Source organism: Streptomyces sp. TP-A0874 (genome assembly GCF_001748085.1).
GTDB lineage: Bacteria > Actinomycetota > Actinomycetes > Streptomycetales > Streptomycetaceae > Streptomyces.
The window spans coordinates 896,894-914,982 of the sequence record NZ_BBZK01000003.1; the positions used below are offsets into that span (position 1 = coordinate 896,894).

20 protein-coding genes are annotated in these 18,089 nt (G+C 70.6%); 15 read left to right on the top strand and 5 right to left on the bottom strand.

Annotated elements, in window-relative coordinates; genetic code table 11:
* Positions 1–25: 25 nt before the first annotated feature.
* Positions 26–2,119, bottom strand: a complete 2,094-nt coding sequence (gene tkt, locus BGP73_RS03660) for a transketolase (protein WP_069811909.1) — start codon at positions 2,117–2,119, stop codon at positions 26–28.
* Between the two features lie 383 nt (positions 2,120–2,502).
* Between tkt and BGP73_RS03665 the strand changes: the two genes are divergently transcribed.
* The gene (locus BGP73_RS03665; RefSeq protein ID WP_069811910.1) at positions 2,503–3,444 is read left to right on the top strand and encodes a heme o synthase; all 942 of its coding nucleotides are present in this window, start codon (positions 2,503–2,505) and stop codon (positions 3,442–3,444) included.
* A 153-nt stretch (positions 3,445–3,597) separates the two neighbouring features.
* Positions 3,598–3,993 carry a hypothetical protein gene (locus BGP73_RS03670; protein WP_244501063.1) on the top strand — a complete coding sequence of 132 codons (396 nt, stop codon included), beginning with the start codon at positions 3,598–3,600 and terminating at the stop codon, positions 3,991–3,993.
* Positions 3,994–4,358: 365 nt separating this feature from the next.
* On the opposite strand, the gene BGP73_RS03675 is transcribed toward BGP73_RS03670, so the two are convergent.
* Genes BGP73_RS03675 through BGP73_RS03685 form a run of 3 tightly spaced genes read right to left on the bottom strand, consistent with a single transcriptional unit; the run spans position 4,359 to position 7,136 of the window.
* Entirely contained in the window at positions 4,359–5,369 is a 1,011-nt protein-coding gene (locus BGP73_RS03675) for a COX15/CtaA family protein (protein WP_069811911.1), read from the bottom strand.
* Between the two features lie 34 nt (positions 5,370–5,403).
* Positions 5,404–6,213 carry an ABC transporter permease gene (locus BGP73_RS03680; RefSeq protein WP_069811912.1) on the bottom strand — a complete coding sequence of 270 codons (810 nt, stop codon included), beginning with the start codon at positions 6,211–6,213 and terminating at the stop codon, positions 5,404–5,406.
* Positions 6,210–7,136, bottom strand: a complete 927-nt coding sequence (locus BGP73_RS03685) for an ABC transporter ATP-binding protein (RefSeq protein ID WP_069811913.1) — start codon at positions 7,134–7,136, stop codon at positions 6,210–6,212. The genes BGP73_RS03680 and BGP73_RS03685 overlap by 4 nt, the downstream gene beginning before the upstream one ends.
* 129 nt (positions 7,137–7,265) lie before the next feature.
* Here BGP73_RS03685 and BGP73_RS03690 point away from each other — a divergent pair, with 129 nt between their 5' ends.
* The 11 genes from BGP73_RS03690 to dapD all read left to right on the top strand — a co-directional run bounded on the left by BGP73_RS03690 (position 7,266) and on the right by dapD (position 16,244).
* Positions 7,266–8,048: a helix-turn-helix transcriptional regulator gene (locus tag BGP73_RS03690; RefSeq protein ID WP_374701115.1), complete on the top strand. Its 783-nt coding sequence runs from the start codon at positions 7,266–7,268 to the stop codon at positions 8,046–8,048.
* A 66-nt stretch (positions 8,049–8,114) separates the two neighbouring features.
* Positions 8,115–9,536 (top strand): Fe-S cluster assembly protein SufB, encoded by a 1,422-nt coding sequence (gene sufB / locus BGP73_RS03695; RefSeq protein ID WP_069811914.1) that lies wholly within the window; start codon positions 8,115–8,117, stop codon positions 9,534–9,536.
* 78 nt (positions 9,537–9,614) lie between these two features.
* Entirely contained in the window at positions 9,615–10,796 is a 1,182-nt protein-coding gene (gene sufD, locus BGP73_RS03700) for a Fe-S cluster assembly protein SufD (RefSeq protein ID WP_069811915.1), read from the top strand.
* Positions 10,793–11,122, top strand: coding sequence for a bifunctional 3-phenylpropionate/cinnamic acid dioxygenase ferredoxin subunit (locus BGP73_RS03705; protein ID WP_069811916.1), 330 nt, complete (start codon positions 10,793–10,795; stop codon positions 11,120–11,122). Before sufD ends, BGP73_RS03705 begins: the two co-directional genes overlap by 4 nt.
* Positions 11,123–11,129: 7 nt before the next feature.
* Complete coding sequence (gene sufC, locus BGP73_RS03710) at positions 11,130–11,894, top strand: Fe-S cluster assembly ATPase SufC (protein WP_069811917.1); 765 nt, start codon at positions 11,130–11,132, stop codon at positions 11,892–11,894.
* Positions 11,891–13,162, top strand: a complete 1,272-nt coding sequence (locus BGP73_RS03715) for a cysteine desulfurase (RefSeq protein ID WP_069811918.1) — start codon at positions 11,891–11,893, stop codon at positions 13,160–13,162. The genes sufC and BGP73_RS03715 overlap by 4 nt, the downstream gene beginning before the upstream one ends.
* Before the next feature lie 22 nt (positions 13,163–13,184).
* Complete coding sequence (sufU, locus tag BGP73_RS03720; protein ID WP_069811919.1) at positions 13,185–13,649, top strand: Fe-S cluster assembly sulfur transfer protein SufU; 465 nt, start codon at positions 13,185–13,187, stop codon at positions 13,647–13,649.
* Positions 13,646–14,002, top strand: coding sequence for a metal-sulfur cluster assembly factor (locus BGP73_RS03725; RefSeq protein ID WP_069811920.1), 357 nt, complete (start codon positions 13,646–13,648; stop codon positions 14,000–14,002). The genes sufU and BGP73_RS03725 overlap by 4 nt, the downstream gene beginning before the upstream one ends.
* Positions 14,003–14,340: 338 nt before the next feature.
* Complete coding sequence (locus BGP73_RS03730) at positions 14,341–14,661, top strand: DMT family transporter (protein WP_069811921.1); 321 nt, start codon at positions 14,341–14,343, stop codon at positions 14,659–14,661.
* Positions 14,661–15,242: a TetR/AcrR family transcriptional regulator gene (locus BGP73_RS03735; protein ID WP_069811922.1), complete on the top strand. Its 582-nt coding sequence runs from the start codon at positions 14,661–14,663 to the stop codon at positions 15,240–15,242. Before BGP73_RS03730 ends, BGP73_RS03735 begins: the two co-directional genes overlap by 1 nt.
* A 9-nt stretch (positions 15,243–15,251) precedes the next feature.
* A complete protein-coding gene (gene dapD / locus BGP73_RS03740; protein ID WP_069811923.1) occupies positions 15,252–16,244 on the top strand; it encodes a 2,3,4,5-tetrahydropyridine-2,6-dicarboxylate N-succinyltransferase in 993 nt (330 codons plus the stop codon).
* 459 nt (positions 16,245–16,703) lie between these two features.
* Here the strand turns inward: dapD and BGP73_RS03745 are convergent, their stop codons facing one another.
* Positions 16,704–17,285 (bottom strand): sugar O-acetyltransferase, encoded by a 582-nt coding sequence (locus tag BGP73_RS03745; protein ID WP_069811924.1) that lies wholly within the window; start codon positions 17,283–17,285, stop codon positions 16,704–16,706.
* 253 nt (positions 17,286–17,538) lie between these two features.
* Between BGP73_RS03745 and BGP73_RS03750 the strand changes: the two genes are divergently transcribed.
* Together BGP73_RS03750 and BGP73_RS03755 are read left to right on the top strand one after the other, a co-directional pair.
* Entirely contained in the window at positions 17,539–17,787 is a 249-nt protein-coding gene (locus BGP73_RS03750; RefSeq protein ID WP_069811925.1) for a helix-turn-helix domain-containing protein, read from the top strand.
* Complete coding sequence (locus tag BGP73_RS03755; protein WP_069811926.1) at positions 17,784–18,011, top strand: DUF397 domain-containing protein; 228 nt, start codon at positions 17,784–17,786, stop codon at positions 18,009–18,011. The genes BGP73_RS03750 and BGP73_RS03755 overlap by 4 nt, the downstream gene beginning before the upstream one ends.
* Positions 18,012–18,089: the final 78 nt, after the last annotated feature.

Sequence of the window (18,089 nt, forward strand, 5' to 3'; positions counted from 1 at the left end):
AGCTCCTACTTGTCGTCTATGGGCGTCAGCGACCGGCGGCGGCGAGAGATTCCCGGGCCGCGGCCTCTACGGCGTCAGCGGTGAGACCGAACTCCCGGTACAGCACCTGGTAGTCCGCGGAGGCTCCGAAGTGCTCCAGCGAGACGATGCGTCCCGCTTCCCCGACGAAACGGTGCCAGGTCAGACCGATTCCGGCCTCCACCGCCACACGGGCCTTCACGGACGGCGGCAGCACGCTCTCGCGGTACCCCTGATCCTGCTCCTCGAACCACTCGATCGACGGCATGGACACCACGCGGGTCGGCACGCCGGAGGCCTGGAGCCGCTCCCTGGCCTCCACCGCCAGCTGAACCTCGGAGCCGGTCCCGATCAGGATCACCTGGGGGTCGGTGGCCGCGCCGCCGGCCGTGGCGGCCTCCAGCATCACGTATCCGCCCTTGGCCGCCGCCTCGTTCGGTTCGTAGGCCGGCACGTTCTGCCGGGTCAGCGCCAGGCCGTGCGGGGCGGGCTGGGCGGTGTGCCGCCGAGTGATCTCCCGCCAGGCGATCGCGGTCTCGTTGGCGTCGGCCGGACGGACCATGTTCAGGCCCGGGATCGCCCGGAGGGCGGCCAGGTGTTCGACCGGCTGGTGGGTCGGGCCGTCCTCGCCGAGACCGATGGAGTCATGCGTCCAGACGTAGGTGACCGGGAGTCCCATCAGCGCGGCCAGCCGCACCGCCGGCCGCATGTAGTCCGAGAACACCAGGAAGGTGCCGCCGTAGATACGGGTGTTGCCGTGCAGCGCGACGCCGTTCATGGTCGAGCCCATGGCGTGCTCGCGGATGCCGAAGTGCACCGTGCGGCCGTACGGGTCGGCCTCGGGCAGCGGGTTGTCCGCGGGAAGGAACGAGGAGGACGCGTCGATGGTGGTGTTGTTGGAACCGGCCAGGTCCGCGGAACCGCCCCACAGCTCGGGGAGCACCCCGCCGAGCGCCTTCAGGACCTCGCCGGAGGCCTTGCGGGTCGCGATCGACTTGCCCGGCTCGAACACCGGCAGTTCCTTCTCCCAGCCCGCCGGCAGCTCCCCGGCGGTGATCCGGTCGAACTCGGCGGCGCGCTGCGGCTGGGCCGACCGCCACTGCCGAAGCTCCTCCTCCCACCGCGAACGGATCTCGCGCCCCCGCTCCCGGACCGCCCGGACGTGCGCGATGACCTCGTCGTCGACCTGGAAGTGCCGCTCCGGATCGAAGCCGAGCACCCGCTTGGTCGCGGCGACCTCCTCGGCGCCCAGCGCCGAGCCGTGCGAGGCCGCGGTGTTCTGGGCGTTCGGCGCCGGCCAGGCGATGATCGTCCGGGCGGCGATGATCGACGGGCGCTCGGTCTCCGCCTGGGCGGCCAGCAGCGCCGAGTGCAGTTCCCGCACGTCGAAGTCGCCGTTCGGGGCCTGCTCGATCCGCTGGACGTGCCAGCCGTACGCCTCGTAGCGCTTCAGCACGTCTTCGGAGAAGGCGGTGGCGGTGTCGCCCTCGATCGAGATGTGGTTGTCGTCGTAGAGGGCGACGATGTTGCCCAGCTTCTGGTGGCCGGCGAGCGAGGACGCCTCGGCGGCGATGCCCTCCTCCAGGTCACCGTCGGAGACGATGGCCCAGATGGTGTGGTCGAAGGGGGAGGAGCCCCGGGGCGCCTCCGGGTCGAACAGGCCGCGCTCGTAGCGGGCGGCCATCGCCATGCCCACCGCGTTGGCGATGCCCTGGCCCAACGGGCCGGTGGTGGTCTCCACCCCGACCGTGTGGCCGTACTCCGGGTGGCCGGGCGTCCGGCTGCCCCAGCTGCGGAAGGCCTTGAGGTCGTCCAGCTCCAGACCGTAGCCGGCCATGTAGAGCTGGATGTACAGCGTCAGGCTGGAGTGGCCCGGGGAGAGGACGAAACGGTCCCGGCCGATCCAGTCGGCGTCCGCCGGATCGTGGCGCATCAGCCTCTGGAAGAGCAGATAGGCGGCCGGTGCCAGACTCATGGCCGTGCCGGGGTGGCCGTTGCCGACCTTCTGCACGCAATCCATGGCCAGGACGCGGACCGTGTCGACAGCACGCTGGTCCAGTTCGGTCCACTCGAGGTCTGTGGTGGTCGGCTTGGTGCTCACCCTGAGTCAGGGCTCCTCTCCACAATGTCGGACGCCGGTGACGTAATCCACCGAACAGGGCCGAGCCTATCTGCTGAGGTCGGCACCGCTGTGACCGCCGACCGCGGACCGACGAAAGGCCCCCGCCCGCACCGTGGCGCACGGCCCCCGCGGCGGCGTGCCACGGCCCGCCGCAGGCCGTGCGGCAGCGTTCCCGGCCGCCTCGCCGGCCCCTTGCGGGGCGGACGGAGCACGGCCAACACAGCCACCCCCGGCGCCGGAGCGCCCCTCCCCTACGTCTAGAGTGGCGTGGTAAGTGCAAGTTCCGAACGGGCCGGAAGCCCGAGTGCTTGCTGGTCATTCCTCGCGGCAACAGCCGCCGATGTCACTAACCAGGGGTGTGCGTGACGGCCGTCGAATCCCGTCCTGCGGGGGTCCTCACCGAAGGCCCCGGCCACCGGCCGTTCGGGGCCAGGGCCAAGGCCTTCTTCGCTCTGACGAAGCCGCGCGTCATCGAACTGCTGCTCCTGACGACGGTTCCGGTGATGTTCCTCGCCGCCCAGGGGGTGCCGCCGCTGTGGCTGGTGGTCGCCACATGTGTCGGCGGCTTCATGTCGGCGGGCGGCGCCGGCGCGTTCAACATGTACCTCGACCGGGACATCGACCGGCTGATGGGGCGCACCTCGCAGCGCCCCCTGGTCACCGGGATGGTCTCGCCACGCGAGTGCCTGGTCTTCGCCTACACCCTCGCCGTCGCCTCCACCGTCTGGTTCTGGGTGCTGGTCAACCCGCTGTCCGCGATGCTGTCGCTCGGGGCGCTCCTCTTCTACGTCGTGGTCTACACGATGTGGCTCAAGCGGCGCACCGCGCAGAACATCGTGTGGGGCGGCATCGCCGGCTGCATGCCGGTCTTCATCGGCTGGTCCTCGGTGACGAACTCGCTCTCCTGGGCCGCGGTGGTCCTCTTCCTCGTCATCTTCTTCTGGACGCCGCCGCACTACTGGCCGCTGTCGATGAAGGTGCGCGAGGACTACGAGCGGGTCGGTGTCCCCATGCTTCCGGTCGTGGTCGGCAACAAGGCGGTCGCCGGACAGATCGTGCTCTACAGCTGGGTCATGGTCGGGGTCTCGCTCCTGCTCTGGCCGTTGGGCTACACCGGCTGGTTCTACCCCGCGGCGGCGCTCGTGCTCGGGGTGCTCTGGCTCAAGGAGGCGTACGCCCTGCGGGCCCGGGCCAGGGCCGGACTCACCGGCGCCAAGCTCAAGGAGATGCGGCTCTTCCACTGGTCCATCACCTATGCGTCGCTGCTCTTCGTGGCCGTCGCGGTGGACCCCTTCCTCCGCTGACCCCGTTCCCCTTCCTCCGCCGCGCTGCCCGTCGGGCAGCGCGGCGGTCCGCGTGTGGCGCGGGGGCCCGCTGCGACAGCGTCTTCGAGACATCGGCCACGGCCTTCGACCATGCCGTCGACCCTTGCCCTACTGGTCGGTAGCATCGTCGTCATGACGGATGAGAAGCGAGCGGGTGCGAGCCGGTCCGACCAGGAGCCGGAGCGCACCCCGGGTGGCAGGGAACGGTGGGCCGCTCTGGCGGACCGGTGGCGGACGGCGAGACTCGCCCGGCAGATCAGGGACTTCGCCAAGCGGCACGGTGGGAACGCCGAGGGGCAGCTCGCCTACCTCGGGCAGGTCGGCGCACGGATCGTCCTCGTCGGTGAGAACGGGCAGTGGGGGGACCTGACAGCACCCTCGTACCAGCTCGGCCGGCAGGCCCTGGAGCGGGCCGGGATCCAGGTGCGGGAGTCCTTCGACGGGGAGTTGGCCGCGAAGGTCCGCACGGGGCGGTACGAGTGGTCGCGGATGGCGGGGATGCAGATCGGGGGACCGCGCGGGGGGTGAGCGGTCTCGCCGGTCGGGGCCGGGGGCCTGCTGCGGCGGGCGGGGTTGCTGTGGCGCGGGACTGTTGCGGGCGCGGGCTGGGTGCGTCGTGGTCCGGGGGCTGTCGCGGGTGCGTGGTGGTACGGCTGCCGGTGGGATGGGGCGCCGCGACCGTATGTTCACGGGGCCTGAGGATCGGCTTCTCGCCGCGGGACCGTAAGCCCCGCAAACGCACGGCAGTGTCGCACGCACCCCACCCCACCCCACCAGCATCGACCCCCTCAGGCCCCGTGGCCCCGCCCGCCCCGGTTCGGGGGAGGAGAGGGCGCCTGGGGCGTGGCCGGGGTTCGGGGGGTATTTGGTTTGAGGGCGGTGACTGTCCCGGGTCAGGCGGAGGGGGTGGGGAGCGGGGCCGAGGCTTCGCCCGGGGTGGGGGTGGATGTGGGGGAGGCCGGGGGGAGCGGGCGTTCCCGGAGGGAGAGCAGGAGGCGGAGCACCGCGATCCACAGCAGACAGGAGCCGAGCATGTGGGCCGCCACCAGGACCTCTGGCATACCGGTGAAGTACTGCACGTAGCCGATCGCGCCCTGGGCGACCAGTATCGCCAGGAGTTCCCTGGTGCGCGCGCGGGGGCCCGCCGGGGCGTCCACGGCGCGCATCACGGCCCAGAGCGCCAGGGCGAGCAGCACCAGTAGCCAGGCGAAGGCGGCGTGGAACTTGGAGATGCCCTCCCAGTCGACCGGGATGCGGGGCACCTCGCTGGAGTCGCCCGGGTGCGGACCGGCGCCGGTCACCACGGTGCCGACGGCGATCAGGACCGCGGAGACGCCGACCATCGCCTGCACCAGACGACGGATCCGGAGACCGACCAGCGGGCGCGGGGCCGCGTCGCCCTCCCGGGTGCGCTGCCAGGTGACCAGCGCGACCGTGAGCAGGGCGGTGGTGAGCAGGAAGTGGGAGGCCACCGTGTACGGGTTGAGGTCCGTGAGCACCGTGATACCGCCGAGCACCGCGTTGCCCATGACGAGCCAGAACTGCCACCAGCCCAGCCGGGTCAGGGAGCGCCGCCAAGGCTTCGCCGAGCGGGCGGCGAGGATCGTCCAGCCGACGGCCGCGGAGACCGCGTAGGTCAGCAGCCGGTTGCCGAACTCGATGACGCCGTGCAGCCCCATCTCACGGGTGGTGGTGAGGCTCTCCTCGGTGCAGGACGGCCAGGTTGGGCAGCCCAAGCCGGAGCTGGTCAGACGCACGGCCCCGCCGGTGACCACGATGACCACGATCATCACCACGGAGGAGAGGGCGGCCCGCTGGACCGTCTTGGAGGTGGGGGTCCAGCGCTCGGCGAGGTAGGCGAGGGGATTGCGCACGGCTTGGGTCAGTTGGGACACGCGGTTCATCCTACGCGGGAGCTTGTGCAACTTTTCACGAGGGTCATTCCCACTTGAAGAAGCGGGCGGCGGCGGACAGGCCCAGCACCGACCAGGCGGTCAGCACGGCCAGCTCCCGCCAGGGCACCGGACCGGCTCCCTGGAGCACCCCGCGCAGCCCCTCGGAGAGCGCGGTGATGGGCAGCAGGGAGAGTACTCCCTGCGCCGCCTCGGGGAACTTGTCCAGCGGTACCACCACGCCGCCGCCGACCAGCAGGAGGAGGAAGACGAGGTTGGCCGCGGCGAGGGTGGCCTCGGCCTTCAGGGTGCCCGCCATCAGCAGGCCGAGTCCGCAGAACGCGGCGGTGCCCAGGGCCAGCAGCAGCACGACGGATAGCGCCCCGCCCGGCGAGCCGAGGCCCTCGGGGGACCAGCCCAGAGCGACCGCCACCACGGCGAGCAGCGCGATCTGCAGGGCCTCGACGACCAGCACGGAGCCGGTCTTCGCGGTCATCAGCGCCCAGCGGGGGAGGGGCGAGGCGCCCAGCCGCTTGAGGACCCCGTAGCGGCGTTCGAAGCCGGTGGCGATGGCCTGCCCGGTGAAGGCCGTCGACAGCACGGCCAGCGCCAGCACCCCGGGGGCCAGGAAGTCGACCGAAGCGCCGTCGGCGCCGAAGTCCACGATGTCCACGGTGCTGAACAGCACCAGGAGCAGGGTCGGGATGATCACGGTCAGCAGCAGCTGCTCGCCGTTGCGCAGCAGCATCCGGGTCTCCAGGGCGGTCTGCGCGAGGATCATCCGGCTGAGCGGGGCCGCCCCCGGCGCCGGGCGGAAGACCCCGGGGCCGGTGGTGCCGGTGGTGTCGGTGGTCATACGCGCAGCTCCTCGCCGGTCAGCTCCAGGAAGACGTCCTCCAGTGTGTGGCGTTCGACCGAGATCCGGTCGGGGAGTACGCCGTGCTGCGCACACCACGAGGTGACGGTGGCCAGCAGTTGCGGGTCCACGGTCCCGGTGACGCGGTAGGAACCGGGCGCCGGTTCTGCGGCGGCCGTGCCGGCCGGCAGTGCTTCGAGCAGCCCGCCGAGGTCCAGGCCCGGGCGGCCGGTGAAGCGCAGGGTGTTCTCCGCGCCACCGCGGCACAGCTCCTCGGGGCTGCCCTGGGCCACCACCCTGCCGGCGTCGATGATCGCCACATCGTCCGCGAGCTGCTCCGCCTCGTCCATGAAGTGGGTGGTCAGCACGGTGCTCACCCCGTCGGCGCGGAGTTCGCGCAGCAGCTCCCAGGTGGCGTGCCGGGCCTGCGGGTCCAGGCCGGCGGTGGGTTCGTCGAGGAAGACCAGCTCCGGTCGGCCCACGACCGCCATGGCCAGGGCCAGGCGCTGCCGCTGACCGCCGGAGAGTCGGCGGTAGGGCGTGCGTCCGCAGCCGCCCAGCCCCAGTCGGTCGACCAGCAGTCCGACGTCCACCGGCTCCGCGTGGAGTCCGGCGATGTGCCGCAGCATCTCCTCCGCGCGGGCCCCGGGGTAGACCCCGCCGGACTGCAGCATCACGCCGATCCGAGGCCGCAGCGCGGCCGCCTCGGTCACCGGGTCGAGCCCGAGGACCCGCACCGATCCGGCGTCCGGGCGCCGGTAGCCTTCGCAGATCTCGACGGTGGTGGTCTTCCCGGCGCCGTTGGGGCCGAGGACGGCGGTGATCGTCCCGCGCCGGACGGACAGGTCGAGCCCGTTCACCGCGGTCTTCGAGCCGTAGCGCTTGACCAGGCCCCGGAGCTGGACGACGGGCGTGTTTCCCATGGGAGGAAGTCTACGGAGGGCCGGACGCTCCCTCGGGCGGCGGGCTTCGCCGGGGGCGGGGCGGCAGGGGGCAGAGGGGTTAGGTCACCCTAAGTGATCAAGGGCACTCCCGTCCCCGCGAGCCGCGAGTTGTCGGGTCGCGGGGAATTACGCAACAATGGCGTTGTGAAATACACCGGCGAGGGATACGGCATGGAACCGGCGGTCGAGACGACCGCCGGTCCGCAGTCGATGTCGGCCTCGTTCGGGGACGACGGGCAGCGCAGCACCCGCAACCGGGTGGTCCGCTCGATCCTGGACCACGGCCCGTCCACCGCCGCGGATCTCGCCGAGCGGCTGGAGCTGACCCAGGCGGCGGTCCGCCGGCACCTGGACGCACTCGTCGCGGAAGGGGTCGTCGAGCCGCGCGAACGCCGGGTCTACGGGGCCCGCGGCCGCGGACGGCCCGCCCGTGCCTTCGCCCTCACCGACTTCGGTCGGGACGCCTTCGACCAGGCCTACGACAAGCTCGCGGTCGACGCGCTCCGCTGGATCGCCCAGGCCGCCGGCGGCGGCCAGATGGGCGAGGCCGCGGTCGCCGCCTTCGCCCGGGCCCGGATGGCCGCCTACGCCGAGCGGTACGGCGAGGCGGTCCGCAGCGCCGCGCCCGAACAGCGGACCGGTGCCCTGGCCAAGGCGTTGACCACCGACGGGTACGCTGCTACGGCGCGCAGCGCACCGGTCGGCGAACAGCTCTGTCAGCACCACTGCCCGGTCGCCCACGTCGCGGAGGAGTTCCCACAGCTCTGCGAGGCGGAGACCGAGCTCTTCTCCCAGTTGCTCGGCACCCATGTGCAGCGACTGGCCACCATCGCCCACGGCGACGGGGTGTGTACGACGTTCGTCCCGAACGCCAAACCCCCCGCCCGTTAGACCACAGACCGCGTTCACCATCGACACACCACAGCATCCACCAAGCACGGCCGGGAGGAACCCCGCATGACACTCCCCACGGAGACCGCTCACCCCGAGCTCGAGGGCCTGGGCAACTACGAGTACGGCTGGGCCGACTCCGACATCGCCGGCTCGCAGGCCAAGCGAGGCCTCTCGGAGGCCGTCGTCCGGGACATCTCGGAGAAGAAGTCCGAGCCGGACTGGATGCTGAAGCTGCGGCTCAAGGGCCTGAAGCTCTTCGAGAAGAAGCCCATGCCCAGCTGGGGCAGCGACCTGTCGGGCATCGACTTCGACAACATCAAGTACTTCGTGCGCTCCACCGAGAAGCAGGCCACGTCCTGGGAGGAGCTGCCCGAGGACATCAAGAACACCTACGACAAGCTGGGCATCCCCGAGGCGGAGAAGCAGCGGCTGGTCGCGGGTGTCGCGGCGCAGTACGAGTCCGAGGTCGTCTACCACCAGATCCGCGAGGACCTGGAGGCGCAGGGCGTCCTGTTCCTGGACACCGACACCGCGCTCAAGGAGCACCCCGAGCTGTTCAAGGAGTACTTCGGCACGGTGATCCCGGTGGGCGACAACAAGTTCGCCTCGCTGAACACCGCGGTCTGGTCCGGCGGCTCCTTCATCTACGTGCCGCCGGGCGTCCACGTCGACATCCCGCTCCAGGCCTACTTCCGGATCAACACCGAGAACATGGGCCAGTTCGAGCGGACCCTGATCATCGTCGACGAGAACGCCTACGTGCACTACGTCGAGGGCTGCACGGCGCCGATCTACTCCTCCGACTCGCTGCACAGCGCCGTCGTGGAGATCATCGTCAAGAAGGGCGGCCGCTGCCGCTACACGACCATCCAGAACTGGTCGAACAACGTCTACAACCTGGTCACCAAGCGTGCCGTGGCGTACGAGGGCGCGACCATGGAGTGGGTCGACGGCAACATCGGCTCCAAGGTCACCATGAAGTACCCGGCGGTCTACCTGATGGGCGAGCACGCCAAGGGCGAGACCCTGTCGGTCGCCTTCTCGGGCGAGGGCCAGCACCAGGACGCCGGCGCGAAGATGGTCCACATGGCTCCGCGCACCTCCTCGAACATCGTCTCCAAGTCGGTGGCGCGCGGCGGCGGGCGGACGTCCTACCGCGGTCTGATCGAGATCGGCGAGGGCGCCGAGGGCTCGAAGTCCAACGTGCTCTGCGACGCGCTGCTCGTGGACACCATCTCCCGCTCGGACACCTACCCCTACGTGGATGTCCGTGAGGACGACGTGTCGATGGGCCACGAGGCCACGGTCTCCAAGGTCAGCGACGACCAGCTCTTCTACCTCATGAGCCGTGGGCTCTCCGAGGAGGAGGCCATGGCGATGATCGTGCGCGGCTTCGTCGAGCCCATCGCTCGCGAGCTGCCCATGGAGTACGCGCTGGAGCTCAACCGGCTGATCGAGCTGCAGATGGAAGGCGCGGTCGGCTGACCGCCGCACCGCGACACCTCCCCCCGGCGCACCACCACGAGGCGCCCGTCCTTCGAGAAAGTGAGCAGTACGACAGCCATGGCTGACAACATTCCGGCCGGTAGCACCACCGAGGGTGCCGTGCAGGTGGGCGGGGGCGAGCACCGTCCCGCAGAGGCGCGGATGAGCGCCGCACCCTCGTACGACGTCGCGGACTTCCCCGTACCACACGGCCGCGAGGAGGAGTGGCGGTTCACCCCGCTCGAGCGGCTCCGCGGGCTGCACGACGGCACCGCCACGGCCGACGGCGGCATCCGGTTCGAGGTGACCACCCCCGAGGGCGTCACCTACGAGCTGGTCGACCGGGAGGACCCGCGGCTGGGTCGGGCCGGCAAGCCGGTGGACCGGGTCGCAGCCCAGGCGTACAGCTCCTTCGAGAAGGCCGCCGTCTTCTCGATCCCCAAGGAGACCGTGCTGACCGAGCCGGTCCGGATCAGCGTGCAGGGTACGGGCGGCACCGCCTACCACCACCAGGTCGTCGAGGTGGGGGCCTTCGCCGAGGCGGTGGTGATCGTCGACCACACCGGCGAGGCGACCTTCGGCTCCAACATCGAGTACCTGGTGGGGGACGGCGCCAAGCTCACCGTGGTCTCCCTCCAGGACTGGGCCGACGGCGCGGTCCACGCCGGTCAGCACACCGCGCTGGTCGGCCGGGACGCCACCTTCAAGTCGGTGGTCCTCACCTTCGGCGGCGACCTGGTGCGGCTCCACCCGCGGGTGGTCTACAGCGGTCCCGGCGGCGAGGCCGAGCTCTACGGCCTCTACTTCACCGACAACGGACAGCACCAGGAGCACCGGCTCTTCATCGACCACGACACGCCGCACTGCCGCAGCAACGTCGTCTACAAGGGCGCCCTCCAGGGCAAGGAGGCACACGCCGTCTGGATCGGCGACGTGCTCATCCAGGCCGCGGCGGAGGGCACCGATACCTACGAGCTCAACCGGAACCTCGTCCTCACCGAGGGGGCCCGGGTGGACTCGGTGCCCAACCTGGAGATCGAGACCGGCGAGATCGTCGGAGCCGGCCACGCCTCGACGACCGGCCGCTTCGACGACGAGCAGCTGTTCTACCTGATGGCCCGCGGCATCCCGGCCGAGGAGGCCCGCCGGCTGGTGGTCCGCGGCTTCTTCGCGGAGCTGGTCCAGCAGATCGGCGTCCCCGACCTGGAGGAGCGGCTCATCGCCAAGATCGAGGAGGAGTTGGAGGCGTCCGTCGGATGACAGCCGCCCCGACTTTCGTACGCGCCTGCGCGCTGGAGGAGCTGGCGGAGGACACCCCCAAGCGGGTCGAACTCGACGGCACCCCGGTCTGCGTCGTCCGCACCGAGGGCGAGGTGTTCGCGATCAACGACATCTGCTCGCACGCGAACGTCTCCCTCGCCGAGGGAGAGGTGGAGGACTGCCAGGTCGAGTGCTGGCTGCACGGCTCCAGCTTCGACCTGCGCACCGGCAAGCCCTCCGGCCCGCCCGCCACCCGGCCGGTACCCGTATACCCCGTAAAGATCGAAGGGGACGACGTGCTCGTCTCCGTCACCCAGGAGTCCTGAGGCACCCATGGCAACGCTTGAGATCCACGACCTGCACGTCTCCGTCGAGGCCGAGAACGGCCCGCGGGAGATTCTGCGCGGCGTCGACCTGACCGTGAAGCAGGGCGAGACGCACGCCATCATGGGCCCGAACGGCTCCGGCAAGTCGACCCTCGCCTACGCCCTCGCCGGCCACCCGCGCTACACCGTGACCGGTGGCACCGTCACCCTCGACGGCGAGGACGTCCTGGAGATGTCCGTCGACGAGCGCGCCCGCGCCGGCCTGTTCCTCGCCATGCAGTACCCGGTGGAGGTGCCAGGCGTCTCGGTCTCCAACTTCCTGCGCACCTCCGCCACCGCCGTCCGGGGCGAGGCCCCCAAGCTGCGCACCTGGGTGAAGGAGGTCAAGGGCGCCATGGAGCGCCTCGACATCGACCCCTCGTTCGCCGAGCGCAACGTCAACGAGGGCTTCTCCGGTGGTGAGAAGAAGCGCCACGAGATCCTCCAGCTGGAGCTCCTCCGCCCGAAGGTCGCGATCCTCGACGAGACCGACTCCGGTCTGGACGTGGACGCCCTGCGCACCGTCTCCGAGGGCGTCAACCGGGTGCGGGAGACCGGCGAGGTCGGCACCCTGCTGATCACCCACTACACCCGCATCCTCCGCTACATCAAGCCGGACCACGTGCACGTCTTCGCCCGGGGCCGGATCGCCGAGTCCGGTGGCGCCGAGCTCGCCGACGTCCTGGAGGCCGAGGGCTACGAGCAGTACACGAAGGGAGGCGCGACCGCGTGACACAGCTGCCGGGCCTCCTCTCCGCGGCTCCCTACGACGTCGAGGCGATCCGCAAGGACTTCCCACTGCTGGACCGTCAGGTCCACGACGGGAAGAAGGTCGTTTACCTGGACAACGCCGCGACGTCCCAGAAGCCGCGTCAGGTGCTCGACGCCCTGAGCGCCTACTACGAGCGACACAACGCCAATGTGCACCGGGGCGTGCACGTCCTCGCCGAAGAGGCCACGGCACTGTACGAGGGCGCCCGCGACAAGGTCGCCGCCTTCATCAACGCGCCGAGCCGCGACGAGGTCATATTCACCAAGAACGCCTCCGAGTCGCTCAACCTCGTCGCCAACATGCTGGGCTGGGCGGACGAGCCCTACCGGGTGGACGGCGACACCGAGATCGTGATCACGGAGATGGAGCACCACTCCAACATCGTGCCCTGGCAGCTGCTGGCGCAGCGCACGGGAGCGAAGCTGAAGTGGTTCGGGCTGACCGACGACGGCCGGCTCGACCTCTCCGCGATCGACCAGATCATCACCGAGAAGACCAAGGTGGTCTCCTTCACCCTGGTCTCGAACATCCTCGGCACGTTCAACCCGGTCGAGGCGATCGTCCGCCGGGCCCAGTCGGTCGGCGCGCTGGTCGTCGTCGACGCCTCGCAGGCGGCCCCGCACATGCTCCTGGACGTACAGGCGCTCCAGGCCGACTTCGTGGCCTTCACCGGCCACAAGATGTGCGGGCCGACCGGCATCGGGGTGCTGTGGGGGCGGCAGGAGCTCCTGGAGGACCTGCCGCCCTTCCTCGGCGGCGGCGAGATGATCGAGACCGTCTCCATGCACTCGTCGACGTACGCGCCGGCGCCGCACAAGTTCGAGGCCGGTACGCCGCCGATCGCCCAGGCCGTCGGTCTCGGCGCGGCGGTGGACTACCTCACCGCGATCGGCATGGAGAACATCGCCGACCACGAGCGGATGCTCACCGAGTACGCCGTGGGCGAGTTGGCCCGCGTGCCCGACCTGCGGATCATCGGCCCCACCACGGCCGAGGACCGGGGTGCCACGATCTCCTTCACCCTGGGGGACATCCACCCCCACGACGTGGGACAGGTGCTCGACGAGCAGGGCATCGCCGTGCGGGTCGGACACCACTGCGCCCGCCCCGTCTGCCTTCGGTACGGAATTCCGGCGACCACCCGAGCGTCGTTCTATCTGTACTCCACCCGGGCGGAGGTCGACGCACTGGCCGAGGGCCTGGAGTACGTACGGAACTTCTTCGGGTGAACGAACGAGCAGAGGGTGACTCGTGAAGCTTGACTCCATGTACCAGGACGTGATCCTGGACCACTACAAGCACCCGCACGGGCGCGGGCTGCGCGACGGCGACGCCGAAGTGCACCATGTCAATCCGACGTGCGGGGACGAGATCACCCTGCGGGTGCGGCTCGACGGGGAGACGGTCGGGGACATCTCCTACGAGGGGCAGGGCTGCTCGATCAGCCAGGCCAGCGCCTCGGTGCTCAACGAACTGCTGGTGGGCAAAGACCTCGACGCAGCCCGGCGGATCCAGGAGACCTTCCTGGAGCTGATGCAGTCGAAGGGCAAGCTGGAACCGGACGACGCGATGGAGGAGGTACTGGAGGACGCCGTCGCGTTCGCCGGAGTGTCGAAGTATCCGGCCCGCGTCAAATGTGCACTCCTGAGCTGGATGGCTTGGAAGGACGCCACCGCCCAGGCCCTGGACGAGAAGTCTGCGAGGAAGACGGCATGACCACTACCGAGAACGACCAGAGCGGCGGGCAGACCACCACGCAGCCGGCGAGCGAGGAAGAGGTCCGCGAGGCCCTCTACGACGTCGTCGACCCCGAACTGGGCATCGACGTGGTCAACCTCGGGCTCATCTACGGCGTGCACGTCGACGAGTCCAACGTCGCCACCATCGACATGACGCTCACCTCGGCGGCCTGCCCGCTGACCGACGTCATCGAGGACCAGGCGAAGGCGGCCACCGAGGGCGTCGTCAATGAGCTGCGGATCAACTGGGTCTGGATGCCGCCGTGGGGTCCGGACAAGATCACCGACGATGGGCGCGAGCAGCTCCGCGCGCTCGGCTTCAACGTCTGAGGCGTCCCAACGCCCGCCGACACCGGTACGGCCGTGGCCACCAGAGCTCTTCTGGGGGTCACGGCCGTACCGCGTCCTGCCGTCCGCGCCCGGAGCGGGAGCGCGTGGGAGGACAGGCGCGGTCTGCGCCTTCGGTCAGCGGGTAACCGCCGTCGCCGACCACCGGGTGGCGCGTCCCGCCCGGTCCTTCTCGGCGTCGAGCGCGCAGTGCAGCGGTCGGCCCGAGCACGGTGGATCGCTGCGCCGGGCGAACGGGGCCACGGCTGAGGACCACCGCCGTTCCGTTCCCCTCCGAGGCCGTCTGGGAGTATCACGGGCGGTTGTGTACGGTCGTACACATGCCATGGGTGATGCTGGCGGCCGCGATCCTGGCCGAGGTGCTCGGGACCACCGCCATGAAGTACAGCGACGGCTTCAGCAGGCTCTGGCCGTCGCTGGGAACGGTCGCCGGATACGGTGTCGCCTTCCTGCTCCTCGCCCAGACCCTCAAGACCATGTCGGTGGGTACCGCCTACGCGGTCTGGTCCGGGGCCGGAACGGCCATCATCGCGGCGATCGGCATGTTCTTCCTCGGTGAGACCGCCAGCGCCGCGAAGCTCCTCGGCATCACGCTGATCATCGCCGGAGTCATCGTCCTCAACCTCACCGGGGCCCGGTGATGGCCCGCCCCCGCCGACACGACCCCGACCGCCGCCAGCGCATCGTCGACGCGGCCGTCCGGGTCGTGGAGCGAGGCGGGATCGCCGGGCTCAGCCACCGCTCGGTCGCCGCCGAGGCGGACGTGCCGCTGGGCTCCACCACATACCACTTCACCACCCTGGACGATCTTCTCGCGGCCGCCCTCACCCAGGTCATCGACGAACAGTGGCTGGAGCAGCTCGAACGGTGGGAACGCGGTATCGACCCCGCGCTTCCGCTCGCGGACGAGATCGTCCGCTTCATCGAGGAACACATGGCCGGGGACCGGACCCGTGTCGGGCTCGAGTACGAGCTGTACCTCGCCGCACTGCGCTACGAAGCCGTACGGCCGATCGCCGCCGACTGCCTCGACCGGACGGCCGCGGTACTGCGCCGCCGCACCGCCGACGAGGCCACCGCCCGAACCCTCGTCGCCCTCATCGACGGCCTGATGCTCCAGCTCCTGCTCACCGGAAGACCGTTCGACCCGGCCTCGGCCCGGCAGGTCATTTCCCAGGTCATCGACGCTCCCGGTTCGCCAGGGAGAGTCCGCTCCGGTTAGCGTTCGACCATGACCGATGCAGCCACTACTCGCACCACCACCGGCGCGGTCGCCGCCGGGCTCGCCACCATCACCCCCGAGGGAACCGTCCTCGACACCTGGTTCCCCGCCCCCGAACTCGTCGCCGAACCGGGCCCCGCCGGCACCGAGCGGCTGGACGCCGCCCGCGCCGCCGAACTGCTCGGGGAGTCGGCCCCGAAGGCACTCGGCCTCGACACGCGCCGCGGGGTCGAGACCGTCGCCGTCCGTACGGCCATCTCCTCGCTCGAGGAGAAGCCGGCCGACGCGCACGACGCCTACCTCCGGCTGCATCTGCTCAGCCACCGGCTGGTCCGGCCGCACGGTCAGAACCTGGACGGCATCTTCGGCCTGCTGGCCAACGTCGCCTGGACGAACCTCGGCCCCGTCCCCGTCGACCGCCTGGAGCAGGTGCGCCTCGCCGCCCGCGCCGAGGGCCTGCACCTCGCCGTCACCAGCGTCGACAAGTTCCCCCGGATGACGGACTACGTCGCCCCGGCGGGCGTCCGGATCGCCGACGCCGACCGGGTCCGGCTCGGGGCCCACCTGGCCTCCGGCACCACGGTCATGCACGAGGGGTTCGTCAACTTCAACGCCGGAACGCTGGGCACCTCCATGATCGAGGGCCGGATCAGCGCGGGCGTCGTCGTCGGCGACGGCTCGGACATCGGCGGGGGCGCCTCGATCATGGGCACCCTCTCCGGCGGCGGCAAGCAGATCATCTCGATCGGCGAGCGCTGCCTGCTGGGCGCGGAGGCGGGCATCGGTATCCCGCTCGGTGACGACTGCATCGTGGAGGCCGGGCTGTACGTCACCGCCGGCACCCGGGTCACCCTCCCGGACGGCAAGATCGTCAAGGCGCTGGAGCTGGCGGGCGCCGACAACCTCCTGTACCGCAGGAACTCCACCACGGGCACCGTGCAGGCGATCCAGCGCTCGGGCTCCTGGGGCGGGCTCAACGCAGCCCTGCACAGCAACGACTGACTCCTCCGGAACCGCCCACCTCGACCGGGCGGGGCGGACGCCACCCGCGTCCACCCCGCCCGGTAGCCTCCGCGGTTTCTCGCCGTCCTGTGCCGAGCAGGCTCCACCACCGGCTGACCGCGGGGCCGGAGACCCGCCGGGTGGGGCCCGTGGGGCCGTGCGGTGTCAGGTCCACGGGACCCCACGGGCTGCTGGAGGAGGCTGCGCAGCGGTGGTGAGCCGGGTGACGGCCGCATGTGTCAGCTCACGGTCGTGCGGCGCCGAGAGCGCGGTGCGGCGTCAACCCTTCGACAAGGCGTTCAGCCGGCGGGCGGTGGTCGGGGCGAAGTGCCGCTCCGGGAGGCGGCGGCTGCGCTCCGTCCGGGCCTGGGTCGGCCGTGCCGGTATTCGGGGCGGCGCGCGGCGAGGGTCGTTCGCGCCGCTGCGGGGCCGGTGAGTCCGGTGGCCGGGGGACGAGCCTCAGATCTCGCGGACGGGACGGGCAGGGTTGCCGACGGCCACGACGTTCGCGGGGATGTCCTTGGTGACCACCGCGCCCGCGCCGATGACCGAGTTGTCGCCGATCGTCACCCCGGGACAGACGATGGCGCCGCCTCCGAGCCAGACGTTGTCCCCGATGGTGACCGGGCGTGCCGCCTCCAGTTTGTCCCGCCGGGGTTGCGGTTCCACGGGATGGGTCGGGGTGAGCAACTGCACGTTCGGTCCGAGCTGGCAGTCCTCGCCGATGACGATCCCTGCGACGTCGAGCGCGGTCAGGTTGTAGTTGACGAAGGTGCGCGCCCCGATGCTGATGTTCCCGCCGTAGTCGACGGAGAGCGGCGGCCGAACGTCGACGCCCTCGCCGACGGAGCCGAGCAGTTCGGTCAGGAGCGGCCGGGCGCTGTCGGCGTCCTCGACGTAGGCGGCGTGATAGCGGGTGGCGAGCCGCATCGCGCGCTGCTGACGCCGGGCGATCTCCGGGTCGTCGGCGATGTAGAGGTCCCCCGCGGCCATCCGTTCCAGGTTGCTGCGTGGATCCTGAGCGAAGTAGTCCGTCGACATGCGTACGACCGTACTCTCCTGCACGGGCGCTCGGCCCTCACCTTCCCGACGCGGCAGCCGATGAGCCCCGGGCCCGGTGCCGGCTGACCGGTACCAACCCCGTACGGCTGCGGGCCGCTCCTCTACGGCCCGCCCTCCGTGTCCGCTCCGGTCGCTGTTCGTTGCACCACGTACGTACGGCTGTGCGATCGCGGCCGTGCCGGCGGAAGGCCGACCCGAGCACATCGGCACCAGGCAGTGGGGGCGTGGGAACGTGGCGAACACCGACAGCAGCCGTACCAAACGGCGTGACACCGACGACAAGCGCCCGGACATCTGGGTCGGCTACGGAAAGCTCGTCAAACTCTTCCGGGAGCGCGCCGGGCTGACCCAGCAGGCCTTGGGCGAGGCACTCGGCTACTCATGCGAACTGGTCGCCTCGGTGGAACAGGGAAGACGACCGGCCAAGTCGACCTTCGAAGAGTCGACTCGTTTCCTCGAGCGTCTGGCGGGAGAAGCATGAGCAGCGAACAGGCGAGTCCCGGTCCTGATCGGCTGACCTGGTTCAAGAGCAGCCACAGTGGCTCGGACGGCGGCGACTGTGTCGAGGTGGCGGCCGGGCGGTCCGGTGTCGTGCATGTGCGGGATTCAAAGCGGGCGTCCGATCGTGAACTCCGGGTCCGCGTAGCGGGTTGGTCGGAGTTCGTGGCGTTCGCCGCTGCGGCGGACGACGAGCGCCGCGACTGACCGCGGAGACGGCCGGCAGCTGTGAGCGGATAAAGCGGATGCCGCCGGTCCGGCAGATGCCTACTCTCAAGAGGTTGT